Source organism: Pseudomonas sp. MWU13-2517 (assembly GCF_023242545.1).
GTDB lineage: Bacteria > Pseudomonadota > Gammaproteobacteria > Pseudomonadales > Pseudomonadaceae > Aquipseudomonas.
In genome coordinates, this window is record NZ_JALMFA010000017.1 from 96,711 (window position 1) to 117,976 (window position 21,266).

At 64.8% G+C, this 21,266-nt stretch carries 1 protein-coding gene; it reads left to right on the forward strand.

Going from position 1 to position 21,266, the window contains the following annotated elements; translation table 11 throughout:
- Nucleotides 1–80 precede the first annotated feature (80 nt).
- Complete coding sequence (locus M5B97_RS23185; protein ID WP_283101087.1) at nucleotides 81–21,239, forward strand: non-ribosomal peptide synthase/polyketide synthase; 21,159 nt, start codon at nucleotides 81–83, stop codon at nucleotides 21,237–21,239.
- Nucleotides 21,240–21,266 lie beyond the last annotated feature (27 nt).

A 21,266-nucleotide genomic window follows, 5' to 3' on the forward strand; every position in this document is an offset into this window, starting at 1 on the left:
CTGTTCGATAGCGGGTGCTCAGGTTGCAATTGAAGCCGGACTTTCTCGTCACTGTTTTCGAATCTTAAGCAGGTCACAACATGCACTTCAGCGAATTGATGGCAGTTCTTTCGACTCACGCGATCCACTTGCAACGTGAAGAGGATGACCTCGTCATCCTGGGCGACGATGAAGGGCTCGACGATGAGTTGATCGACCACTTGCGCGAACACAAAGCGCAATTGCTTGAGTTGATCGCGCGCAATGGGGGGGACTGGTTGAGCCCGGCCTACCGCATCACTCCGCAGATGCTGCCGTTGACGAGCCTGGACCAGGCGACCATTGACCGGATTGTCGATGCCGTGCCGGGCGGCCTGGCCAACGTCAAGGATATCTACCCGCTGGCGCCGCTGCAGGAAGGCATGTTGTACCACCATTTGACGGCGGAGCAGGGCGACCCCTATTTGCTGCAATCGCAGTATGCCTTCGACAGCCGTGCGCGGCTGGAGCACTTCACCCAGGCGTTGCAATACGTGATCAAGCGTCACGACATTCTGCGCACCACGGTGGTCTGGGAAAGCCTCGATGAACCGATGCAAGTGGTGTTGCGCAAGGCCACGCTGATCAGTGAAGAACTGCATCTGGACCCGCGCGACGGCGATGTGCTTGGTCAATTGCGCAGCCGCTTCGACGCACGTCACTACCGCCTGGATATCCGCCAGGCGCCGATGATGCGCGTGGCCTTCGCCCTGGATTCGCCGAACCAGCGCTGGGTGGCGGTGCTGTTGTTTCACCATATGGCCCTGGACCATACCGCCATGGAGGTGGTGCAGCATGAAATGCAAGCCTTCCTGCTGGGGCAGACCGAACACCTGGGCGAGCCGGTGCCGTATCGCAATTATGTGGCCCAGGCGCGCCTGGGGATGACTGAACAGCAGCACGAAGCGTTCTTTCGCGAGATGCTCAGTGACATCGATGAACCGACGCTGCCTTTCGGTTTGCAAGACGTACAGGGTGACGGTCACGGCATCGAAGAAAGTCATCGGATGCTGGACAACGCCTTGAGCAAACGGCTGCGCGTGCAGGCCCGGCAGTTGGGGGTGAGTGCGGCCAGTGTGATGCACCTGGCACTGGCCCAAGTGTTGGGTAAGGTTTCCGGGCGCCAGGAGGTGGTGTTCGGCACCGTATTGCTGGGCCGGATGCACGCGGGCGAGGGCTCGGACCGCGCCCTGGGGATGTTCATCAATACCCTGCCGCTGCGCGTGAGCGTGGGCAGGCAGAGCGTGCGCAGCGGCCTGAAGCTGACCCACCAGCGGTTGACCGCCTTGCTCCAGCACGAACACGCCTCGTTGGCCCTGGCCCAGCGTTGCAGCGCCGTGGCGACACCCACGCCGTTGTTCAGCGCCATGCTCAACTATCGCCACAGTGCCACCGGTGGCAATGCTGAGGCCCAGACGGCGTGGGCCGGCATGCAAGCCCTGGGTGCTGAAGAGCGCACCAACTACCCGCTGACCGTCAACCTCGACGACCTGGGTGAAGATTTTCATATCACGGTACTCGCGGATGCCGACATCGGCGCCGCGCGTGTCGCGGAGTATTTGCATGCCGCCCTGGAAAGCCAGGTGGCCGCGCTGGAGCGCAGCCCCCAGGCCGAGCTGCAAACCCTGGGCATCCTGCCGACGGCCGAGCGCGAGCACCTGCTGCACCACTGGAACAGCAGCGATGTCGTGTTTGCCGACGATGCCCTGATCCATCAGCAGGTCGAAGCCTGGGCGGCGGCGACCCCTGACGCTACTGCGGTGATATTTGAAGATCGGCACTTGAGCTATGGCGACTTGAACCGCCGCGCCAACCAGGTCGCGCACCGCTTGCTGAGCCTGGGCGTGCGCCCGGATGACCGCGTGGCGATCTGTATCGAGCGCGGCCTGGACATGATGGTCGGCCTGCTGGGTATCCTCAAGGCCGGTGCCGGTTACCTGCCGATCGACCCGGCGTACCCGCAGGAGCGCATCAGCTACACCCTGCAGGACAGCGCGCCGGTTGCGGTGCTGGTGCAGCAGGCGACCGGTGCCCTGGTCACCGGGTTGTCGGTGCCGGTGATCGAACTGGACGGCGGCGATTGCCAGGCCGAATCCACCGATAACCCGCAGGTCCCGGGCCTGACCTCGTCCAGCCTGGCCTACGTGATCTACACCTCCGGCTCCACCGGTCTGCCCAAGGGCGTGATGATTGAGCACCGCAACGTAGCGCGGCTGTTCAGCGCCACCGAGGGTTGGTTCAACTTCAACGATCAAGATGTGTGGGCACTGTTTCACTCGTTCGCTTTTGACTTCTCGGTGTGGGAAATCTGGGGCGCGCTGATGCATGGCGGCCAACTGCTGGTGGTGCCACAGCTCACCAGCCGTTCGCCGGACGAATGCTATGCGCTGCTGTGCAGTGCCGGGGTGACGATCCTCAACCAGACGCCGAGCGCCTTCCGTTCGTTGATTGCGGCCCAGGGCCAGAGCGAACTCAAGCACTCCCTGCGCCAGGTGATCTTTGGTGGCGAGGCCTTGGAACCGGGGATTCTCAAGCCGTGGTATGCGCGGGTGGGTAACGCCGGTACGCAACTGGTGAACATGTACGGCATCACCGAAACCACCGTGCACGTGACCTATCGCGCCCTTGCGGCGGCGGATGCGCAATTGGTCGGCGTCAGCCCGATTGGCGGGTGCATTCCGGACTTGCAACTGTATGTGCTCGACGACCAGGGCGAACCCGTGCCGGTCGGTGTGGAAGGCGAGTTGTACGTGGGCGGCGCGGGGGTCGCCCGTGGCTATCTGAATCGTCCGCAGTTGAATGCCGAGCGTTTTATCGCCGACCCTTTCAGCGGTCGTGCCGAGGCACGCCTGTACAAGACGGGTGACTTGGGCCGCAGGCAGGCGGACGGCAGCATTGACTACCTGGGCCGCAACGATGACCAGGTGAAAATTCGTGGTTTCCGTATCGAACTGGGGGAAATCGAAGCACGGCTGGCGGCCTGTGAGGGCGTACGCGAGGCGGTGGTGATTGCCCGTGAAGATGAGCCGGGCGACAAGCGCCTGGTGGCCTATGTCATCGCCACAGAAGGGGCCGAACCGTCGGCTGGCGAATTGCGCACGCAGTTGCTGGTGTCCCTGGCGGAATACATGGTGCCCGCCGCGTTTGTGCTGGTGGCGCAGTTCCCGTTGACCACCAACGGCAAGCTCGACCGCAAGGCCCTGCCGGTACCGGATGCCGACGCATTGGCGCGTCGCCAGTACGAAGCGCCCGAGGGCGAGGTGGAGGCCACGATTGCCGCGATCTGGCAAGACTTGCTCGGGGTTGAACAGGTGGGCCGCCAGGATCACTTTTTCGAATTGGGCGGTCACTCCTTATTGGCGGTCAAGCTGATCGAGCGCATGCGCCAGGTCGGGCTGGGCGCCGATGTGCGCGTGCTGTTCGGCCAGCCTACCCTGGCCGCATTGGCGGCCGCCGTGGCCGGTGCGAGCAAGGACGTGGTGGTGCCCGCCAATCGTGTTCCCGAAGGCTGCGAATACATCACCCCGGACATGCTGCCCCTGGCCGAGCTGGATCAGGCCGCCATCGACCGGATCGCCGCGACCGTGCCGGGCGGCGCACGCAACATCCAGGAAATCTACAGCCTGGCGCCCCTGCAAGAGGGGATTTTGTACCATCACCTCGCGGCTGCCCAAGGCGATCCGTACCTGCAATACGTGACCTTCAGCTTTGACAGCCGGGAACGCCTGCAACGTTTTGCCGCCGCACTGCAAGGCGTGATTTCGCGACATGACATCCTGCGCACCGCAGTGGTCTGGGAACGCCTCGACGAGCCGGTGCAAGTGGTCTGGCGCGAGGCTGAACTGGGGATGGATGAGATTCACCTGGACCCGGCCGCCGGTGATATCGCCGCGCAATTGACCGAGTGCCTGAACCCCCGTCATCACCGCCTGGATATTCGCCAGGCGCCCATGATGCGCATCGGTTACAGCGAGGATGCGCCCAACCAACGCTGGGTCGCGGTGTTGCTGCTGCACCATCTGGTGGATGACGCCACCTCGCTGCGTATGCTGACCTCGGAAATCGAAGCGCATATCCGTGGCGAAGAGGCACTGCTGCCACCGTCAGTGCCGTACCGTAACTATGTGGCTCAGGCGCGACAGGGGGTGACCCGCGAAGAGCATGAAGCGTTCTTCAGCGAGATGCTCGGGGATATCGATGAACCGACCCTGCCATTCGGTCTGCAGGACGTGCAGGGCGATGGCCACGGGGTCGAAGAGGTCACCCTGATGTTGGATGACCGCCTGAGCCAGCGCTTGCGCGCGCAGTCCCGCCGGTTGGGGGTTACCCCGGCGAGCCTGTATCACTTGGCGTGGGCGCGGGTGCTGGGCGGCGTCTCGGGGCGCACGGATGTTGTATTCGGCACCGTGCTGCTGGGGCGTTTGCAGGGCGGTGAAGGCTCCGACCGTGCCTTGGGTATGTTCATCAATACCTTGCCGCTGCGCGTCAGCCTCACTGAAGCCGGCGTGAGCGCCATGGTCAAGAGCACCCACACGCGCTTGACCGGCTTGCTCGGCCATGAGCACGCCTCGCTGGTGCTGGCGCAACGCTGCAGCAAGGTGGCGGCGTCGACGCCGCTGTTCAGTTCGCTGCTCAACTATCGCCAGCTCGGTGGCGCGGATGTCTCGGCCGAGGCGGTGACGGCCTGGGAAGGCATTGCGGTGCTCGACAGCAAGGAGCGCACCAACTACCCGCTGACCCTGTCGATCAACGACATGGGTGAGGCGTTCAGCCTGTCGGTCATGGCTGACGGCTCGATTGGCGCGGCGCGGGTGTGCGGTTACATGCAGTGCGTCCTGGAGAACCTGGTACAGGCCTTGGAGCAGACCCCGCAGGCTTCGCTGCAAGGCTTGGCGATGCTGCCGGCAGACGAGCGCGAGCAATTGTTGCAACACTGGAACGCTACCGACAGCCTGTTCGCCGACAGCGCATTGATTCATCACCAGGTTGAGCTTCAGGCCGCTGTGCGGCCCGACGCTACGGCGGTGCTGTTTGAAGACCAGCGCCTGAGCTATGGCGATTTGAACCGCCGCGCCAACCAGGTTGCGCACCTTTTGTTGAGCCTGGGCGTGCGCCCGGATGACCGCGTGGCGATCTGTGTCGAGCGCGGCCTGGACATGATCATCGGTCTGCTCGGCATCCTCAAGGCCGGTGCCGGTTACGTGCCGATCGACCCGGCGTACCCGCAGGAACGCATCGGCTACACCCTGCAGGACAGCACCCCGGTGGCGGTGCTGGTGCAGCAGGCGACCCGCGCGCGGGTCACCGGGCTGTCGGTGCCGTTGATCGAACTGGATGCCGGCGATTGCCAGGCCGAATCCACCCAGAATCCCCACGTGCCGGGCCTGACTTCGGCCAACCTGGCGTACGTGATCTATACCTCCGGTTCAACCGGCCTGCCCAAGGGCGTAATGATCGAACACCACAACGTGGCCCGGTTGTTCAGCGCCACCGAAGGCTGGTTCAACTTCAACGATCAAGATGTGTGGGCACTGTTCCACTCGTTTGCCTTCGACTTCTCGGTATGGGAAATCTGGGGCGCGCTTATCCATGGCGGGCAACTGCTGGTGGTGCCGCAACTCACCAGCCGTTCGCCGGACGCGTGTTATGCGCTGCTGTGCAGTACCGGGGTGACGATCCTCAACCAGACGCCGAGTGCCTTCCGTTCGCTGATTGCGGCCCAGGGCCAGAGTGCCCTGAAGCATTCCCTGCGCCAGGTGATCTTCGGCGGCGAAGCCCTGGAACCGGGGATTCTCAAACCGTGGTATGCACGTACCAGTAACGCCGGTACGCAACTGGTGAACATGTACGGCATCACCGAAACTACCGTGCACGTGACCTATCGCGCCCTTGAGGCGGCGGATGCGCAACGGGTTGGCGTCAGCCCGATTGGCGGGCGCATTCCGGACTTGCAGTTATATATTCTCGACGACCAGCGCGAACCGGTGCCGGTCGGTGTGGTGGGCGAGTTGTACGTGGGCGGCGCGGGGGTCGCCCGTGGCTACCTGAACCGTCCACAGTTGAATGCCGAACGTTTTATCGCCGACCCCTTCAGCGGTCGTGCCGAGGCCCGCCTGTACAGGACGGGCGACTTGGGCCGCTGGTTGGCGGATGGCAGCATTGACTACCTGGGCCGCAACGACGACCAGGTGAAGATCCGTGGTTTCCGTATCGAACTGGGTGAGATCGAAGCGCGCCTGGCTGCTTGCGAGGGTGTGCGCGAAGCTGTGGTGATTGCCCGCGAAGACACCCCCGGTAACAAGCGCCTGGTGGCTTATGTGATCGCCGCCGAGGGGGCTGAGCCGTCCGCCGCCGAGCTGCGTACGCAGTTGCTGGTGTCGCTGGCCGACTATATGGTCCCCAGCGCGTTCGTCATGCTTGAGCGCTTCCCCCTGACCACCAACGGCAAGCTTGACCGCAAGGCGTTACCGGCGCCCGATGGCGATGCCCTGGCGCGTCGCGAATACGAGCGCCCTGAAGGTGAGATGGAACTGACCCTCGCCGCGCTGTGGCAGGAATTGCTGGATGTGCAGCGCGTGGGGCGCCACGACAACTTCTTTGAACTGGGGGGGCACTCACTGCTGGCGGTCAAGCTGATCGAACGCATGCGCCAGATTGACTTGAGCGCCGACGTGCGCGTGCTGTTCGGCCAGCCCACCCTCGCGGCACTGGCGGCAGCGGTCGGTGGTCATCAGGCGCTGGAGGTACCGGCCAACCGCATTGGCCTGGACTGCCAACGCATCACCCCGGACATGCTGCCCCTGGCCGACCTCGACCAGGCCGCCATCGACCGGATCGTTGCGAGCGTGCCGGGCGGTGTGCGCAACGTGCAGGACATCTACGGCCTGGCGCCGCTGCAGGACGGCATGCTCTACCACCACCTGGCGGCGCCGCAAGGCGATGCCTACCTGCTGCATATGCTGTTCACCTTTACCGGCCCGGAGCCGGTGAACCTGTTTGCCAAGGCGCTGCAAAGCGTGATCGAACGCCACGATATCCTGCGTAGCAGCATCGCCTGGGAAGGGCTTGAGGACCCGGTGCAAGTCGTTTGGCGCCAGGCAACCCTGGGGCTGGAAGAGGTGGTGATCGACCCGGCGGACGGTGACGTGCTGACGCAACTGCACGACCAGTTTGATCCACGCCATTACCGCCTGGACCTGAGCCATGCGCCGCTGATGCACCTGGCCTATGCCCAGGACAACGCCCAGCAGCGCTGGGTCGGCATCCTGCTGTTCCACCATATGATGCTCGACCATACCGCGCTGGAGGTGCTGATCGAAGAAGTCCAGGCCAGCCTGAAGGGCCAAACCGGACACTTGGCGCCGTCGATCCCCTATCGCAACCATGTGGCGCAGTCGCGCTTGGGCGCGGATCGTCAGGCCCATGAACGCTTCTTCAAGGAAATGCTCGGCGACATCGATGAACCGACCTTGGCGTTCGACCTGCGTGATGTGCACGGCGACGGCAGTGGTGTCGAAGAAGCCCACCTGTTGCTTGACAGCCAATTGAGCGGGCGCTTGCGTGAGCAGGCGCGCCTGCTCGGTGTCAGCGCCGCCAGCCTGATGCACCTGGCCTGGGGTCAGGTGTTGGCACAGGTCGCGGGGCGTGAGGAGGTGGTCTTCGGTACGGTGCTGCTCGGCCGCCTGCAAGGCGGTGAAGGTGCCGGTCGTGCCTTGGGGCTGTTCATCAATACCTTGCCACTGCGCGTCAACGTCGGCGGGCAGGGCGCCCGCGAGGCGGTGCGTGTCACTCACGAGCGGCTGTCGCAATTGCTCGCCCATGAACACGCGTCACTGTCCCTGGCCCAACAGTGCAGCGGCCTGCCGGCGACGCAGGCGTTGTTCAATACCTTGCTCAACTACCGGCACAGTGCGCCGGTCGAGGCCAGCAGCGCCGATATTGCCGCGTGGGATGGCATCCAGGCCGTGAGCATGGAAGAGCGCACCAACTATCCGCTGGTGTTGAACGTCGATGATTTTGGCGCCGGCTTCCAGCTCAACGCCCAGGCACTGGTGAAAATCGGTGCGCAACGGGTCTGCGGTTTTATGCAGATGGCCCTGGCGCACCTGGTCAATGCGTTGGAGCACACGCCCCAGCTGGCGTTGAATCAGTTCTCGGTGCTGTCGGCTGCCGAGCGTGATGCCGTGCTGCTCGATGTCAACGCCACCGCTGTGCATTACCCCGAGGCCCAGACCATCCACCGCCTGTTCGAGGCCCAGGTCGAACGCCAGCCGGATGCCACGGCTGTGCGCCAGGACGACCAGCACATCACTTACCGCCAGCTTAATCAGCGCGCCAATCAGCTGGCCCACTGCCTGCTCGAAGCGGGCGTGCGCGCGGAAGATCGGGTTGCCATCTGCGCGCGCCGCAGCCTGGAAACCCTGGTCGGCCTGGTGGCTATCCTCAAGGCCGGTGCGGCCTATGTGCCGATTGATCCGGCGCACCCGCAGGAGCGCATCACTTACCTGTTGCAGGACTGCGCCCCGGTGCTGGTGTTGGCGCAATCGAGCACGCGCTCGCTGCTGAGCCACACCGAACTGCCGGTGATCGAACTGGACAGCGACCAATGGCACCGCCGCCCGACGCTCAACCCGAATGTGGCAGGCTTGACGCCGGCCAACCTGGCCTACGTGATCTACACCTCCGGTTCCACCGGCTTGCCCAAAGGCGTGATGGTAGAACACCGTACCTTGGAAAACCTGGTGCACTGGCATTGCCAGGCCTTCAACCTGCACGCGGGCGGGCACACCTCCAGCGTCGCCGGGTTCGGTTTCGATGCCATGGCCTGGGAAGTCTGGCCGGCCCTCTGTGTGGGGGCGACGCTGCACCTGCCACCTGCCAAGCAGGGCAGCGAGGACATCGACGCGCTGCTGCGCTGGTGGCTGGCGCAGCCGCTGGATGTGAGCTTCCTGCCGACCCCGGTGGCGGAGTACGCATTCAATCAGCAGTTGCAGCACCCGACCCTGAAAACCTTGCTGATCGGTGGTGACCGCCTGCGTCAGTTCAGCACGCCGCAGCGTTTCAATGTGGTCAACAACTATGGCCCGACCGAAGCCACGGTGGTCGCGACCTCCGGCCTGATTGAAGCCGGTAGCGTCCTGCACATCGGCAAACCCATCGCCAACACCCAGGTCTACCTGCTCGACGCGCACCTCAAGCCGGTGCCGCAGGGTGTCGCCGGTGAGCTGTACGTCGGTGGCGCCGGTGTGGCGCGGGGTTACCTGAACCGTGCGGAACTGACCGCCGAACGCTTTTTGCAAGACCCCTTCAGCCAGGACCCGCAAGCCCGCCTGTATCGCACCGGCGACCTGGCGCGCTGGCTGGAGGACGGCACGCTGGAGTACCTGGGACGCAATGACGACCAGGTGAAAATCCGTGGTGTGCGGATCGAGCTGGGCGAAATCGAAGCCTGCCTGGCCGAGCATCCGCATGTCGGCGAAACCGTGGTGCTGGCCCGTGACGGGCGCCTGGTGGCGTACTTCACCGAACATCAAGCCCTTGACCGTCAGGCCCTGCGCAGCTGGTTACAGGCGCAATTGCCGGAGTACATGGTGCCGGCGGCGTACGTGCGCCTGGACAGCCTGCCGCTGACCGCCAACGGCAAGCTCGACCGCAAGGCCCTGCCGGTGCCCGACCAGGACGCCTTGCTCAGCCGTGGTTATGAAGCGCCCCAGGGCGAGGTCGAAACCGCCCTGGCGCATATCTGGAGCCAGGTGCTCAAGGTCGAACAAGTCGGGCGTGAGGACCATTTCTTTGAACTGGGCGGGCACTCGTTGCTGGCCATGCGCTTGATCTCCCAGGTGCGCCTGCACCTGGGCGTGGAGCTGGATCTGGCGGACTTGTTTGCACATCCGCAATTGACGGCTCTGGCGCACGTGGTGGGCAAGGCCGGGCGCAGCAGCCTGCCGCCGATTGTGCCGGTGCCCCGGGATGAATCCCTGCCGTTGTCGTTTGCCCAACAGCGCCTGTGGTTCCTGGCGCAGATGGACAATGCGGGAGCGGCCTACAACATGCCGATCGGCCTGGGCCTGCGCGGTGCGCTGGACACCCTGGCGCTGGAGCGCGCGCTGGCACAGATCGTCAGTCGTCACGAGGTGCTGCGCAGTGCCTTCGTGATGGATAACGATGAGCCGCAACTGGTGATCACGCCAGTCGAGGGTTCATTTGTGCTGGAGCAGGATGACCTGCGCGAGCTGGCCGATGCACCACAGCGGTTAAAGGTGTTGACCGAATATGAAGCGTTGACGCCGTTCGACCTGGTCAATGGCCCGCTGCTGCGCGCACGCCTGGTACGTATGGGCGACGAGCACCATGTGTTGTTGCTGACCGTGCACCATATCGCCGCTGACGGCTGGTCGATGGGCGTGCTGAGCCGCGAAATGGTGACGCTGTATGGTGCCTTCAGCCAGGGTCTGGCCGACCCGTTGCCGCCGCTTACGTTGCAATACGCCGACTTTGCCGTGTGGCAACGCCGTTGGTTGAGTGGCGAGGTCTTGCACAGGCAAAACCTGTATTGGCAGCAGACCCTGGCCGGAGCGCCGGCCATACTGACCCTGCCGACAGACCGGCCGCGCCCGGCGCAACAGGACTTCTCCGGCGCAGTGCTGGCGTTTCAACTGGATGAGGAAGTGACCCAGGGCCTCAAGCGCCTGAGTCAACGGCATGGAACCTCGTTGTACATGAGCCTGCTGGCGGCATGGGGCGTGTTGTTGGCGCGCTTGTCCGGGCAGGATGAAGTGGTGATCGGCTCGCCGGTGGCCAACCGCAACCAGGTGGAGCTGGAAGGTCTGATCGGCCTGTTCGTCAACACGCTGGCGATGCGGATTGATACCTCGGGCGAACCGACGGTGCAAACCTTGCTGGCGCGGGTCAAGGCCCGGACGCTGGGCGCGCAGGCGCATCAGGACCTGCCGTTCGAACAAGTGGTAGACATCGTCAAGCCGGTGCGCAGCATGGCCTACAGCCCAGTGTTCCAGGTCATGTTGACCTGGCAGGGCAGTGCAGAAGGGGGCGCGCCGGTAGTCGGCGACCTGCTCATCGAAGACGGTGGTCAGGTCAACACATCGGCGAAGTTCGATGTGTCCCTGGAGTTAAGCGAAGCCCAGGGCCATATCATCGGCTCCCTGAGCTATGCCACGGCGCTGTTCGATGAAGCGACCCTCAAGCGTCACCTGGGTTACTTCGAGCGCCTGTTACGCGCGATGGTTGCCGACGATCAATGCGTACCGGCGCGTGTACCGCTGCTGGATGAGCAGGAGCGTCAACAACAGTTGGCCGGTCTCAGCGGCATGCGCACGCCGCTCAACCCCGGGACCGTGCACAGCCTGTTTGAAGCCCAGGCCATGCGCACGCCCGATGCGGTGGCGGTGCAGGCGGCCGGTGCGGCGCTGACCTACCGTCAGCTCAACGAGCGCGCCAACCAGTTGGCCCATCACCTGCGTGACCTCGGCGTGCAGCCGGATGCGCGCGTGGCGATTTGCGTGGAGCGCAGCGCCGAGCTGATCGTTGGTTTGCTGGCGATTCTCAAGGCCGGTGGCGCCTATGTGCCGATCGACCCGAATTACCCGCTGGAACGCATTCACTACATGCTCAAGGACAGCGCACCGGCGGCGTTGCTGGTGCACGGCGCGACCACGCAATTGGCTGCCGCAGCGGACTTGCCGGTCGTCGACCTTGACCGTGAGGACGGGCGCGGGCACGCATTGGACAACCCGCAGGTGGCCGGTCTGAGCGCAACACATCTGACCTATGTGATCTACACCTCGGGTTCCACCGGACAGCCCAAAGGCGTCATGGTCGAACACCAGGGCGTGGTCAACATGCTCGACTGGTACCTCGCGGACGTCGGGCTGGACGCCGACGATGCGGTGTTGCTGCTGACGTCCCACAGCTTCGACCTGACCCAGAAAAACATCTTCGCCAGCCTGGCCGTCGGTGCCACCTTGCACCTGGCGGACAGCCCGTTCGATCCTTCGAGCATCGTGCGCCAGATCGGCGCGCAGGCGATCACCCACATCAACCTGGCGCCGAGCGCGTTTTACACGTTGATCGACGCCGATCAACAGCACGTCTTGAGCCGCCTGCGCCGGGTGGTGCTCGGCGGTGAACCGATCAAACTGTCGCAGTTGGAAAAACTGCAGGCGCCGCGTCCGCAATTCATCAACAGCTATGGCCCGACCGAGTGCAGCGACGTGGTGGCCTGGCACAGTGTCAATGCCGACCTTGCCGGCTATGGGGCGGGGGATATTCCGCTGGGCCGGCCGTTGCGCAACCTGACGCTCTACGTGCTGGACGCCTGCGGGCAACAGGTACCCACCGGCAGTGTCGGCGAGTTGTACATCGGCGGTGCCGGCGTGGCGCGCGGCTACCTCAACCGCGAAGACCTGACGGCCGAACGTTTCCTCGACGACCCGTTCACCGCCCAGGGCCGCATGTACCGTACCGGCGACCTGGCGCGTTACCGGGCGGACGGCACCCTCGAGTACCTGGGGCGTAATGACGACCAGGTCAAGATTCGCGGCCTGCGCATTGAGCTGGGTGAAATCGAAGTCTTGCTCGCGGCCCATCCCGAGGTGCTTGAAGCGGCCGTCCTGGTGCGCGATGAGCGCCTGGTGGCGTATTTCACCGCGCACATGGCGGGGCAGGCACCTCAGATCGAGGATTTGCGAACCTACCTGCAAAGCGAACTGCCGGAATACATGGTGCCGTCGGCCTATGTTCAACTGCTGACACTGCCGCTGAGCCCCAACGGCAAGCTGGATCGCAAAGCGCTGCCGGCACCGGGGCTCGATGCGGTGGTCAGTGGGGTGTATGAAGCGCCGGAAGGCGAAATTGAAACCACGCTGGCGCAGATCTGGCAGGACCTGCTGGGGCTTGAACAGGTAGGCCGCCAAGGACATTTCTTTGAGTTGGGCGGGCACTCGCTGTTGGCGATGCGCCTGATTTCCCAGGTGCGTCAGCGCCTGGGTGTCGAGTTGGCGCTCGCCGAGTTGTTTGCCCATCCGCAGTTGGCGGCATTGGCTCAGGTGCTGGCCCAGGCGGCACGCAGCACCTTGCCGGCGATCTTGCCTGTGCCACGGGACCAGGATTTACCGCTGTCGTTTGCCCAGCAGCGCTTGTGGTTCCTGGCGCAGATGGAAGGTGTCAGCACCGCCTACAACATGCCGATTGCCCTGGGGCTGCGCGGGCATCTGGATGCCCAGGCGCTGGAGCGCGCGCTGGCTGCCATTGTGGCGCGGCATGAAGCGCTGCGTAGCCGGTTTGTGCAACACAACAATGAGCCGCTGGTACGTATCGAACCGGCCGAGCGGGCGTTCGCGCTCAAGCGCCTGGAGGTGGACAACGATGCCGACCTGCAGCTGCACGTCAGCAATGAGGCCCTTGAACCGTTCGACCTGGAGCAGGGACCGCTGATTCGCGCGCGCTTGTTGCGGCGCGCCGACGATCACCACGTGTTGCTGCTGACCATGCACCACATCGTTTCCGATGGCTGGTCGATGGGCGTCCTGACCCGTGAATTGATGGCGCTGTATGAAGCGTTCCGCCTGGGGCAGGCCGATCCGCTGCCGCCGCTGGCCCTGCAATACGGCGATTTTGCCGTGTGGCAACGGCGCTGGTTGAGTGGCGAGGTGCTGCAGCAACAGAGCCAGTACTGGCAACAGGCTTTGGCGGATGCACCGGCCTTGCTGTTGTTACCCACCGACCGCCCACGGCCGGCCCGCCAGGACTACAGCGGCGCGACCCTGAGCCTGTTGCTCGATGTCAACCTGACCGCCGGGCTCAAGGCCTTGAGTCAGCGTCACGGCACCACGCTGTACATGACCATGATGGCCGCGTGGGGCGCGTTGCTCTGCCGGCTGTCCGGCCAGGAGGAGGTGGTGATCGGCTCGCCGGCGGCCAACCGCATGCGTGCCGAAGTCGAAGGCCTGATCGGCCTGTTCGTCAACACCCTGGCAGTGCGTATCGGCGCAGGCGAAGAGCTGACAGTGGCAGCGTTGCTGGCCCACGCGAAAGACCGCACCCTGGCCGCGCAGGCCCATCAGGACTTGCCGTTCGAGCAAGTGGTGGAAGTGCTCAAGCCGGCGCGTAGCCTGGCCCACAGCCCGCTGTTCCAGACCTTGCTGACCTGGCAGAGCAGCGACGCCCCGAACCTGGTGATGGGCGATCTGCAGTTCGAAGGGGTCGGCGAGGCCAGCAGCTTTGCCAAGTTCGACCTGTCCCTGGACCTCAGCGAAGTGCAGGGGCACATTGCCGGTGCCCTGGAGTACGCCACGGCCTTGTTCGACGAGACCACCGTGCAACGTTACCTGGGGTATTTCGAGTGCCTGCTGCACGCCATGGTTGCCGATGACCAGGCCTTGCTGACGCAGATTCCCCTGATCGATGAAGACGAGCGCGACTACCTGTTGCACGGCCTTAACCACACCCAGGTGGCCTATCCGCAGGACAGCACCATTCACCACCTGTTCGAAGCCCGGGTCGAGGCACATCCGGATGCCATCGCCGTGGCGTTCGAACAGCAGCGCATCAGTTACGCTGAACTGAACCGTCGGGCCAACCGCCTGGCGCACCACCTGATCGGCCTGGGCATCGGCCCGGATGACCGCGTGGCGATCTGCGCCGAGCGTGGCGATGAAGTATTGGTGGGCCTGCTCGGGGTACTCAAGGCCGGCGGCGCCTATGTGCCGCTGGACCCCAATTACCCGCCGGAGCGCCTGGCCTACATGATTGCCGACAGTACGCCGTCGGCGGTCTTGACCCAACGCGCGTTGCAGGACCGGCTGCCGCCGCTGGAGGTTGCGCAAGTGCTGCTGGACGAGCCGTGCAGCGGTGCCGAGCACAACCCGCAGGTACCGGGGCTGACTGCCCGTCACCTGGCGTATGTGATCTACACGTCCGGTTCCACCGGCAATCCCAAGGGCGTGATGATCGAACATCGCGGGCTGGTCAACTACAGCCTGGACGCCGCGCGCCTGTTCGGGCTGACCGCGCGGGACACGGTGCTGCAGCAGAACACCCTGAACTTCGACCTGTCGGTGGAGGAGATCTTCCCGGCCTGGCTGGCGGGCGCGACGCTGGCGCCAAGCCGTTATGTGTTTGGCACTGAAGCCGCGCGGGACCCGGCGATCACGCCGACCTTCCTGCACCTGACGGCCGCGCACTGGCACACCTTGGCCGCCGAATGGCACCACAGCCCGGAGCAGGCCCAGGAGCATTTGCGCCATGTGCGGTTGATCAACGTGACCGGTGATGCGTTGTCGGCGCAGAAATTGAAGCTGTGGGACGAGGTCCGCCCGGCCCATACCCGGTTGATCAACACCTATGGCCCGACGGAAGCGACGGTGTCCTGCACCACCGCTTATGTGACCCACACGGGCGATGCCACGGGCAATACCACCATCGGTAAACCGATGGCCAACACCCGTATCTACCTGCTCGATGGCCAGCAGCAACCGGTGCCGTTCGGCGTGGCGGGGGAGATTTTCATCGGCGGTGACGGTGTCGCGCGTGGTTATCTGAACCTCGACCAGATCAGTGCCGAGCGCTTCCTCGCCGACCCGTTCAACGACGCGCCGGGAGCGCGGATGTACAAGACCGGTGACCTGGCGCGTTACCTGGCGGACGGTTCAATCGAGTACCTGGGCCGCAACGACTTCCAGGTCAAGGTGCGCGGGTTCCGTATCGAACTGGGCGAGATCGAATCACGCCTGGGCAACTGCGCCGGCGTCAAGGAAGCGGCAGTGATCGCCCGTGAAGATCGCCCTGGCGAGAAACGCCTGGTGGCCTACGTGGTGCCGCACGCCGGGGTCAGCCTGACGGCGGCCGGTCTGCGCAGCTACCTGGCGCCGTTGCTGGCCGAGTACATGATCCCGTCGGCGTTCGTCACCCTCGACGCGTTGCCGCTCACGCCCAACCGCAAACTGGACCGCAAGGCCTTGCCTGTACCGGATCAGTCGGCGGTGGCCAGCCGCGATTACCAGGCCCCCGAGGGACGCATTGAGCGCAGCCTGGCGCAGATCTGGGCGCAGGTCCTGCAACTGGAGCAGGTTGGCCGGCATGACAACTTCTTCGAGCTTGGCGGCCATTCGTTGCTGGCAGTCAAGCTGGTCGAGCGCATGCGCCAGGACGACCTGCGGGTCGACGTCGGTGCCTTGTTTACCCACCCGACCCTGGCCGGCCTGGCCAAGGTCGTGGGCAGCAGCCGGGCGCTGGTGATCCCGGCCAATGGCATCACCGCCGAGTGCCGGCGTATCACGCCGTCGATGCTGCCGCTGGCCAGTCTCAACCAGGACGAAATCGACCGCCTTGTCGCCGGCGTGCCGGGCCAATTGGCCAACGTGCAAGACATCTACGGCATGACGCCGTTGCAGGAAGGCATCCTTTACCACCACTTGCTGGCCGATGAGGGCGACCTGTACCTGGAGCAGGCCTCGTTCAATTTCGACAGCCGCGAGCGCCTCGAAGCGTTCGCCCAGGCTTTGCAGGGCGTGGTTGAGCGCAACGACATTTTGCGCTCCACGATGCGTTGGGAAGGCTTGAGCGAGCCGGTGCAGGTGGTCTTGCGCCATGTGCCGTTCGCGCTGGAAGAGATCAGCCTGGACGGCGACGACGAGGCCGGAGCGCAACTGCGTGAGCGTTTCAACCCGCAGCATTTCCGCATGGACCTGCGCGACGCACCGTTGATGCGCCTGGTGTGCGCCTATGATCGGTCGCAACAGCGCTGGGCTGCGTTGCTGATGTTCCATCACATGCTGTTCGATCACGTCGCCATGGACCTTCTGCAATACGAGTTGCAGGCGTTCCTTGCGGGCCAGGAAGCCCGCCTGAGCGCGCCGGTGCCGTACCGCAATTACGTGGCCCAGGCGCGTCTCGGGATGACCGAGCAGGAGCACGAAGCGTTCTTCAGCGCGATGCTGGCGGACATCGATGAACCGACCCTGCCGTTCGGCCTGCACAATGTGCAGGCCGGTGGCACCCTGGAACTGGCGCAGCTGCTGGTGGAAGAGGGCCTTGGCCAGCGCCTGCGCAGCTGTGCGCGGCAAGTGGGGGTGAGCGCCGCCAGCCTGATGCATGTGGCTTGGGCTCAGGTATTGGCGCATGTCTGTGGTCAGGATGAGGTGGTGTTCGGCACCGTGCTGATGGGCGGCATGCAGGGCGGCGAACGCGCCCTGGGGCTGTTTATCAACACCTTGCCGTTGCGCGTCAGCGTCGGCGCTGAAGGCGCACAGGCCGGGGTCAAGGCCACGCATGCGCGTCTGAGCACTTTGTTGAGTCATGAGCACGCCTCCCTGGCCCTGGCGCAGCGTTGCAGCGGCGTGGCCGCGCCGGCACCGCTGTTCAGTGCCTTGCTCAACTACCGTCACAGCGCGGGCGCTGCCTCCAGTGACGACATGGCCGTATGGGCCGGTATCCAGGCCCTGGGCGGTGAAGAGCGCAGCAACTACCCGCTGTCGCTGGACGTCGATGATTTCGGCCAGGCCTTTGCCCTGACCGTCCAGGTCAGCCCGGATGTCGGCGCGCAGCGGGTGTGCGCGTACATGCACGCTGCGCTGGACAGCCTGGTGGATGCCCTGGAACGCACGCCGGACGCGTCGTTGAGCAGCCTGGAGGTCCTGCCGCTGAGCGAACGCCGCCAAGTGTTGCTGGACTTCAACCAGACCAGCACCGCTGACGCACAGGACCAACTGATCCATGCGTTATTCGAGCAGCAGGTGCTGCGCAACCCCGACGCGGTCGCGCTGGAGTTCGACGGCCAGTCGCTGAGCTACGGCGAGTTGAATGCCCAGGCCAACCAGTTGGCCCATCATTTGATCGCCCTCGGCGTGCAGCCTGACGACCGTGTGGCCATCGCCCTGGAGCGCGGTACCCGGATGATCGTGGCCCTGCTCGCGAGCCTGAAGGCCGGCGCCGCGTATGTACCGCTCGACCCGGCGTACCCACCGCAGCGCCTGGCGTTCATGCTGGCCGACAGCGCACCGCGGGTGTTGCTCAGCGAGTACGCCGTGCTGCCGTTGCTCGGTGCACTGCCGCAGGCCTTGCAGGTGGTGACCTTGAACAGCGCGCTGCAACCGTGGCGTGAGTTGGGCGAGCACAACCCGCTCGCGGCTGAGCTGGGGCTTGGCAGCGACCACCTGGCCTACGTGCTTTACACCTCCGGCTCCACGGGCACGCCCAAAGGCGTGATGATCGAGCATGCGGGCTTGTGCAACGAGATCCGCGCAATCAGCGGCTTGACCGGCCTGACGGCGGGGGACCGCGCGCTGCAATTTGCGACCATCAACTTTGACGCGTCCATCGAGGAGATCTTCGGCGCGCTGACCTGTGGCGCGACCCTGGTCGTGCGCAGTGCCGCGTGGTTGACCGATGCCGCCCGGTTCTGGGCACTGGCGGCGCAGGCGCGTTTGTCGGTGATCAGCCTGCCCACGCGCTTCTGGCAGGGCCTGGCGGACGATCAGGCGAGTGTCATTCCGACCTCGGTGCGGGTGATCGTGGTCGGTGGCGAAGAGCTGAGTCCGGAAGCGGTGCAGCACTGGTTCCTGCGCAGCGGGCACACGCCACGTTTGCTCAATACCTATGGCCCGACCGAAGCGACGATTATCGCGACCGCCAATGAAGTGTTCGCGGCCAACCCGCATCCTCGCGCAATCGGGCGCCCGATCGCCAACACCCGGGTGTATGTGTTGGATGCCCATGGGCATCCGACCGGGTTGGGGGTGCCCGGCGAGATCCATATTGCCGGTGCCGGTATCGCCCGGGGTTATCTCAACCAGCCGCAACTGAGCAGTGAGCGCTTCCTGGCCGACCCGTTCAGCGAAGTGCCGGGCCGCCTGTATAAAACCGGTGACCTGGGGCGCTGGCTGCCGGACGGCACCCTGGAGTACCTGGGCCGTAACGATGACCAGGTGAAAATCCGTGGCTTCCGCATCGAGCTGGGTGAAGTCGAGAGCGCGCTGCTGGCCTGCGAAGGTGTACGGGCGGCGGTGGTCATGGCACGCGACGACAGCGAAGGGCAGGTCAGCGGCAAACAGTTGGTCGCCTACCTGTGCGGTACGCCGGGTTCGGTCGAGCAACTGCGTGAAGAACTGCTGACCCACCTGCCGCAGTACATGCTGCCCAGTGCCTATGTACAGCTGGACAGCCTGCCGGTGACGCCAAACGGCAAGCTGGACCGCAAGGCCCTGCCTGCACCTGAGCAGGTGATGCTCAGCCGCGACTATGAGGCACCGGCGGATGCGCTGGAAGAACGCCTGGCGACCCAATGGGCCCTGGCGTTGAAACTGCCACGGGTCGGGCGTCACGACAGCTTCTTTGAAATGGGCGGGCACTCCCTGCTGGCGATCCGTCTGGTGAGCCTGTTGACCCAGGTCGATGTGCAGGTGACGTTGGCGGAGCTGTTCCAGCATGCCAGCGTCGCGTCGATGGCTGCGCTGTTACGGTTGCGCACCGACGCGCCGATGCCGGAGCAGTGCCTCGTCACCGTGCGTGCCGGTGGCACGCAGGCGCCGTTGTTCCTGGTGCATGAGTTCAGTGGCTTGAATGTGTATTTCCCGGCGCTGGGCCAGCATCTGGATGCCGATGTCCCGGTGTACGGGCTGGAAGGCGTGGCCTGGGGCGAGCCGCAACTGCAAACCATGGAGTGCCTGGCGGCGCGGCATATCGACCTGATGCGCAAGGTCCAGCCACACGGGCCGTACCGCCTGGCCGGCTGGTCGTTCGGCGGGATCCTGGCCTACGAAATCGCCGCGCAGTTGATCGGTATGGACGAGGAGGTCGCGTTCCTCGGCCTGCTCGATACCCACGTGCCGCGCCTGGTGGATCAGGGCACGGCGCGCTGGTCGACGGCCCATGCCCACGGTTTGCACCTGCTGGAACAATGCCGCGCGTTCTGTCAGGCCCAGGTGCCGGTGGACAGCCAGGCACTGGCGACAGTCGCGCAACTGGAGTCCGAAGCCGAGCACTTGGATTTTGATGACCTGTGGCAGCGTGTCCGCGCGGCGGGTGTGCTGCAACCGCAGCTGGCGGCGCTGTCACGTGATGCGTTGTGGGCGTACCTGGACCGTGAGGTTGCCCATGGCCATGCGCAGGCCCATTACAGCCTGTTCCCGTTGAACCTCCCGGTGCATCTGTTTACCGCTGAACAGCGCACGGACGAGAGCTCGCGTAGCAGTCAGACCCTGGGCTGGGACCAGATCGTGCCGGCCTCGTTGCTGCACCGCATCAATGTACCGGGCGATCACCAGAGCATGATGCAGGCGCCGCATATCGCGGCGTTGGGCAAGGCCATCGGCGTGGCGCTGAGCACCCCTGTGCCGGCGCCGACCAAGGCGCCGTATCAGCCGGTGCTGACGATCCAGAGCGGGCAGGTGGGGCATGCACCGATCTTCTGCATTCCGGGAGCCGGCGACAGCGTTACCGGGTTTATCGGCCTGACCGATGCGTTCGGACCGGCCTGGCCGATCCATGGCCTGCAGCCGCGTGGGCTGGACGCCAAGGCGGTGCCCCATAGCCGCGTGGAATCGGCGGCGCAGGCTTACCTGGTGGCGCTTGAGCAGCAATGCCCGAGCGGACCTGTGCACCTGCTGGGGCATTCCTTCGGTGGCTGGGTGGCGTTCGAGATGGCTCTGCGCCTGCAGGCCCAGGGGCGTGAAGTGCTGTCCCTGAGCCTGATCGACAGTGAGGCGCCCGGGGGCACCGGCGTGGCGGGCAAGCCCTACACGGCGACCGGTGTATTGCAGCGCTTGATCGAAACCATGCAACTGGCGGCCGGCAAGCCTTTCGGGATTGATCCGCAGGCATTTGCCGGTCTGGACGAAGCGGCTCAGTGGGTGGCGTTGCACCGCGCCATGGTGCAGGTCGGCATGCTCTCCGCACGCTCGACCCCTGACGTGATGTACGGGCCGGCGCGTGCTTTCGGTGCCGCGCTGCGTACCGTTTACCAGCCACGCCAGCGTTACCACGGCCAGGTCCGCCTGGTGCTGGCCGACGATCCGACCCTGGATGCACAGGGTAATCAGCGCGAGCAGGCCGGCATGATCGAGGGTTGGAGCCGGCTTACCGATCACCTGGAAACCTGGTACGGCCCAGGCAACCATTTCACCCTGCTCAAGGCGCCGCATGTTTACAGCCTGGCGTCCTGGTGGCACGACGGGCTGGTCGTACCGGTCGGCAAGGTGACCTCATGAAGTGTGGCAGAGGGGGAGTCGGCACGG

Excerpts from the sequence above, each read along its gene's own strand:
- M5B97_RS23185 (WP_283101087.1), top strand. The coding sequence starts at position 81 with ATGCACTTCAGCGAATTGATGGCAGTTCTTTCGACTCACGCGATCCAC.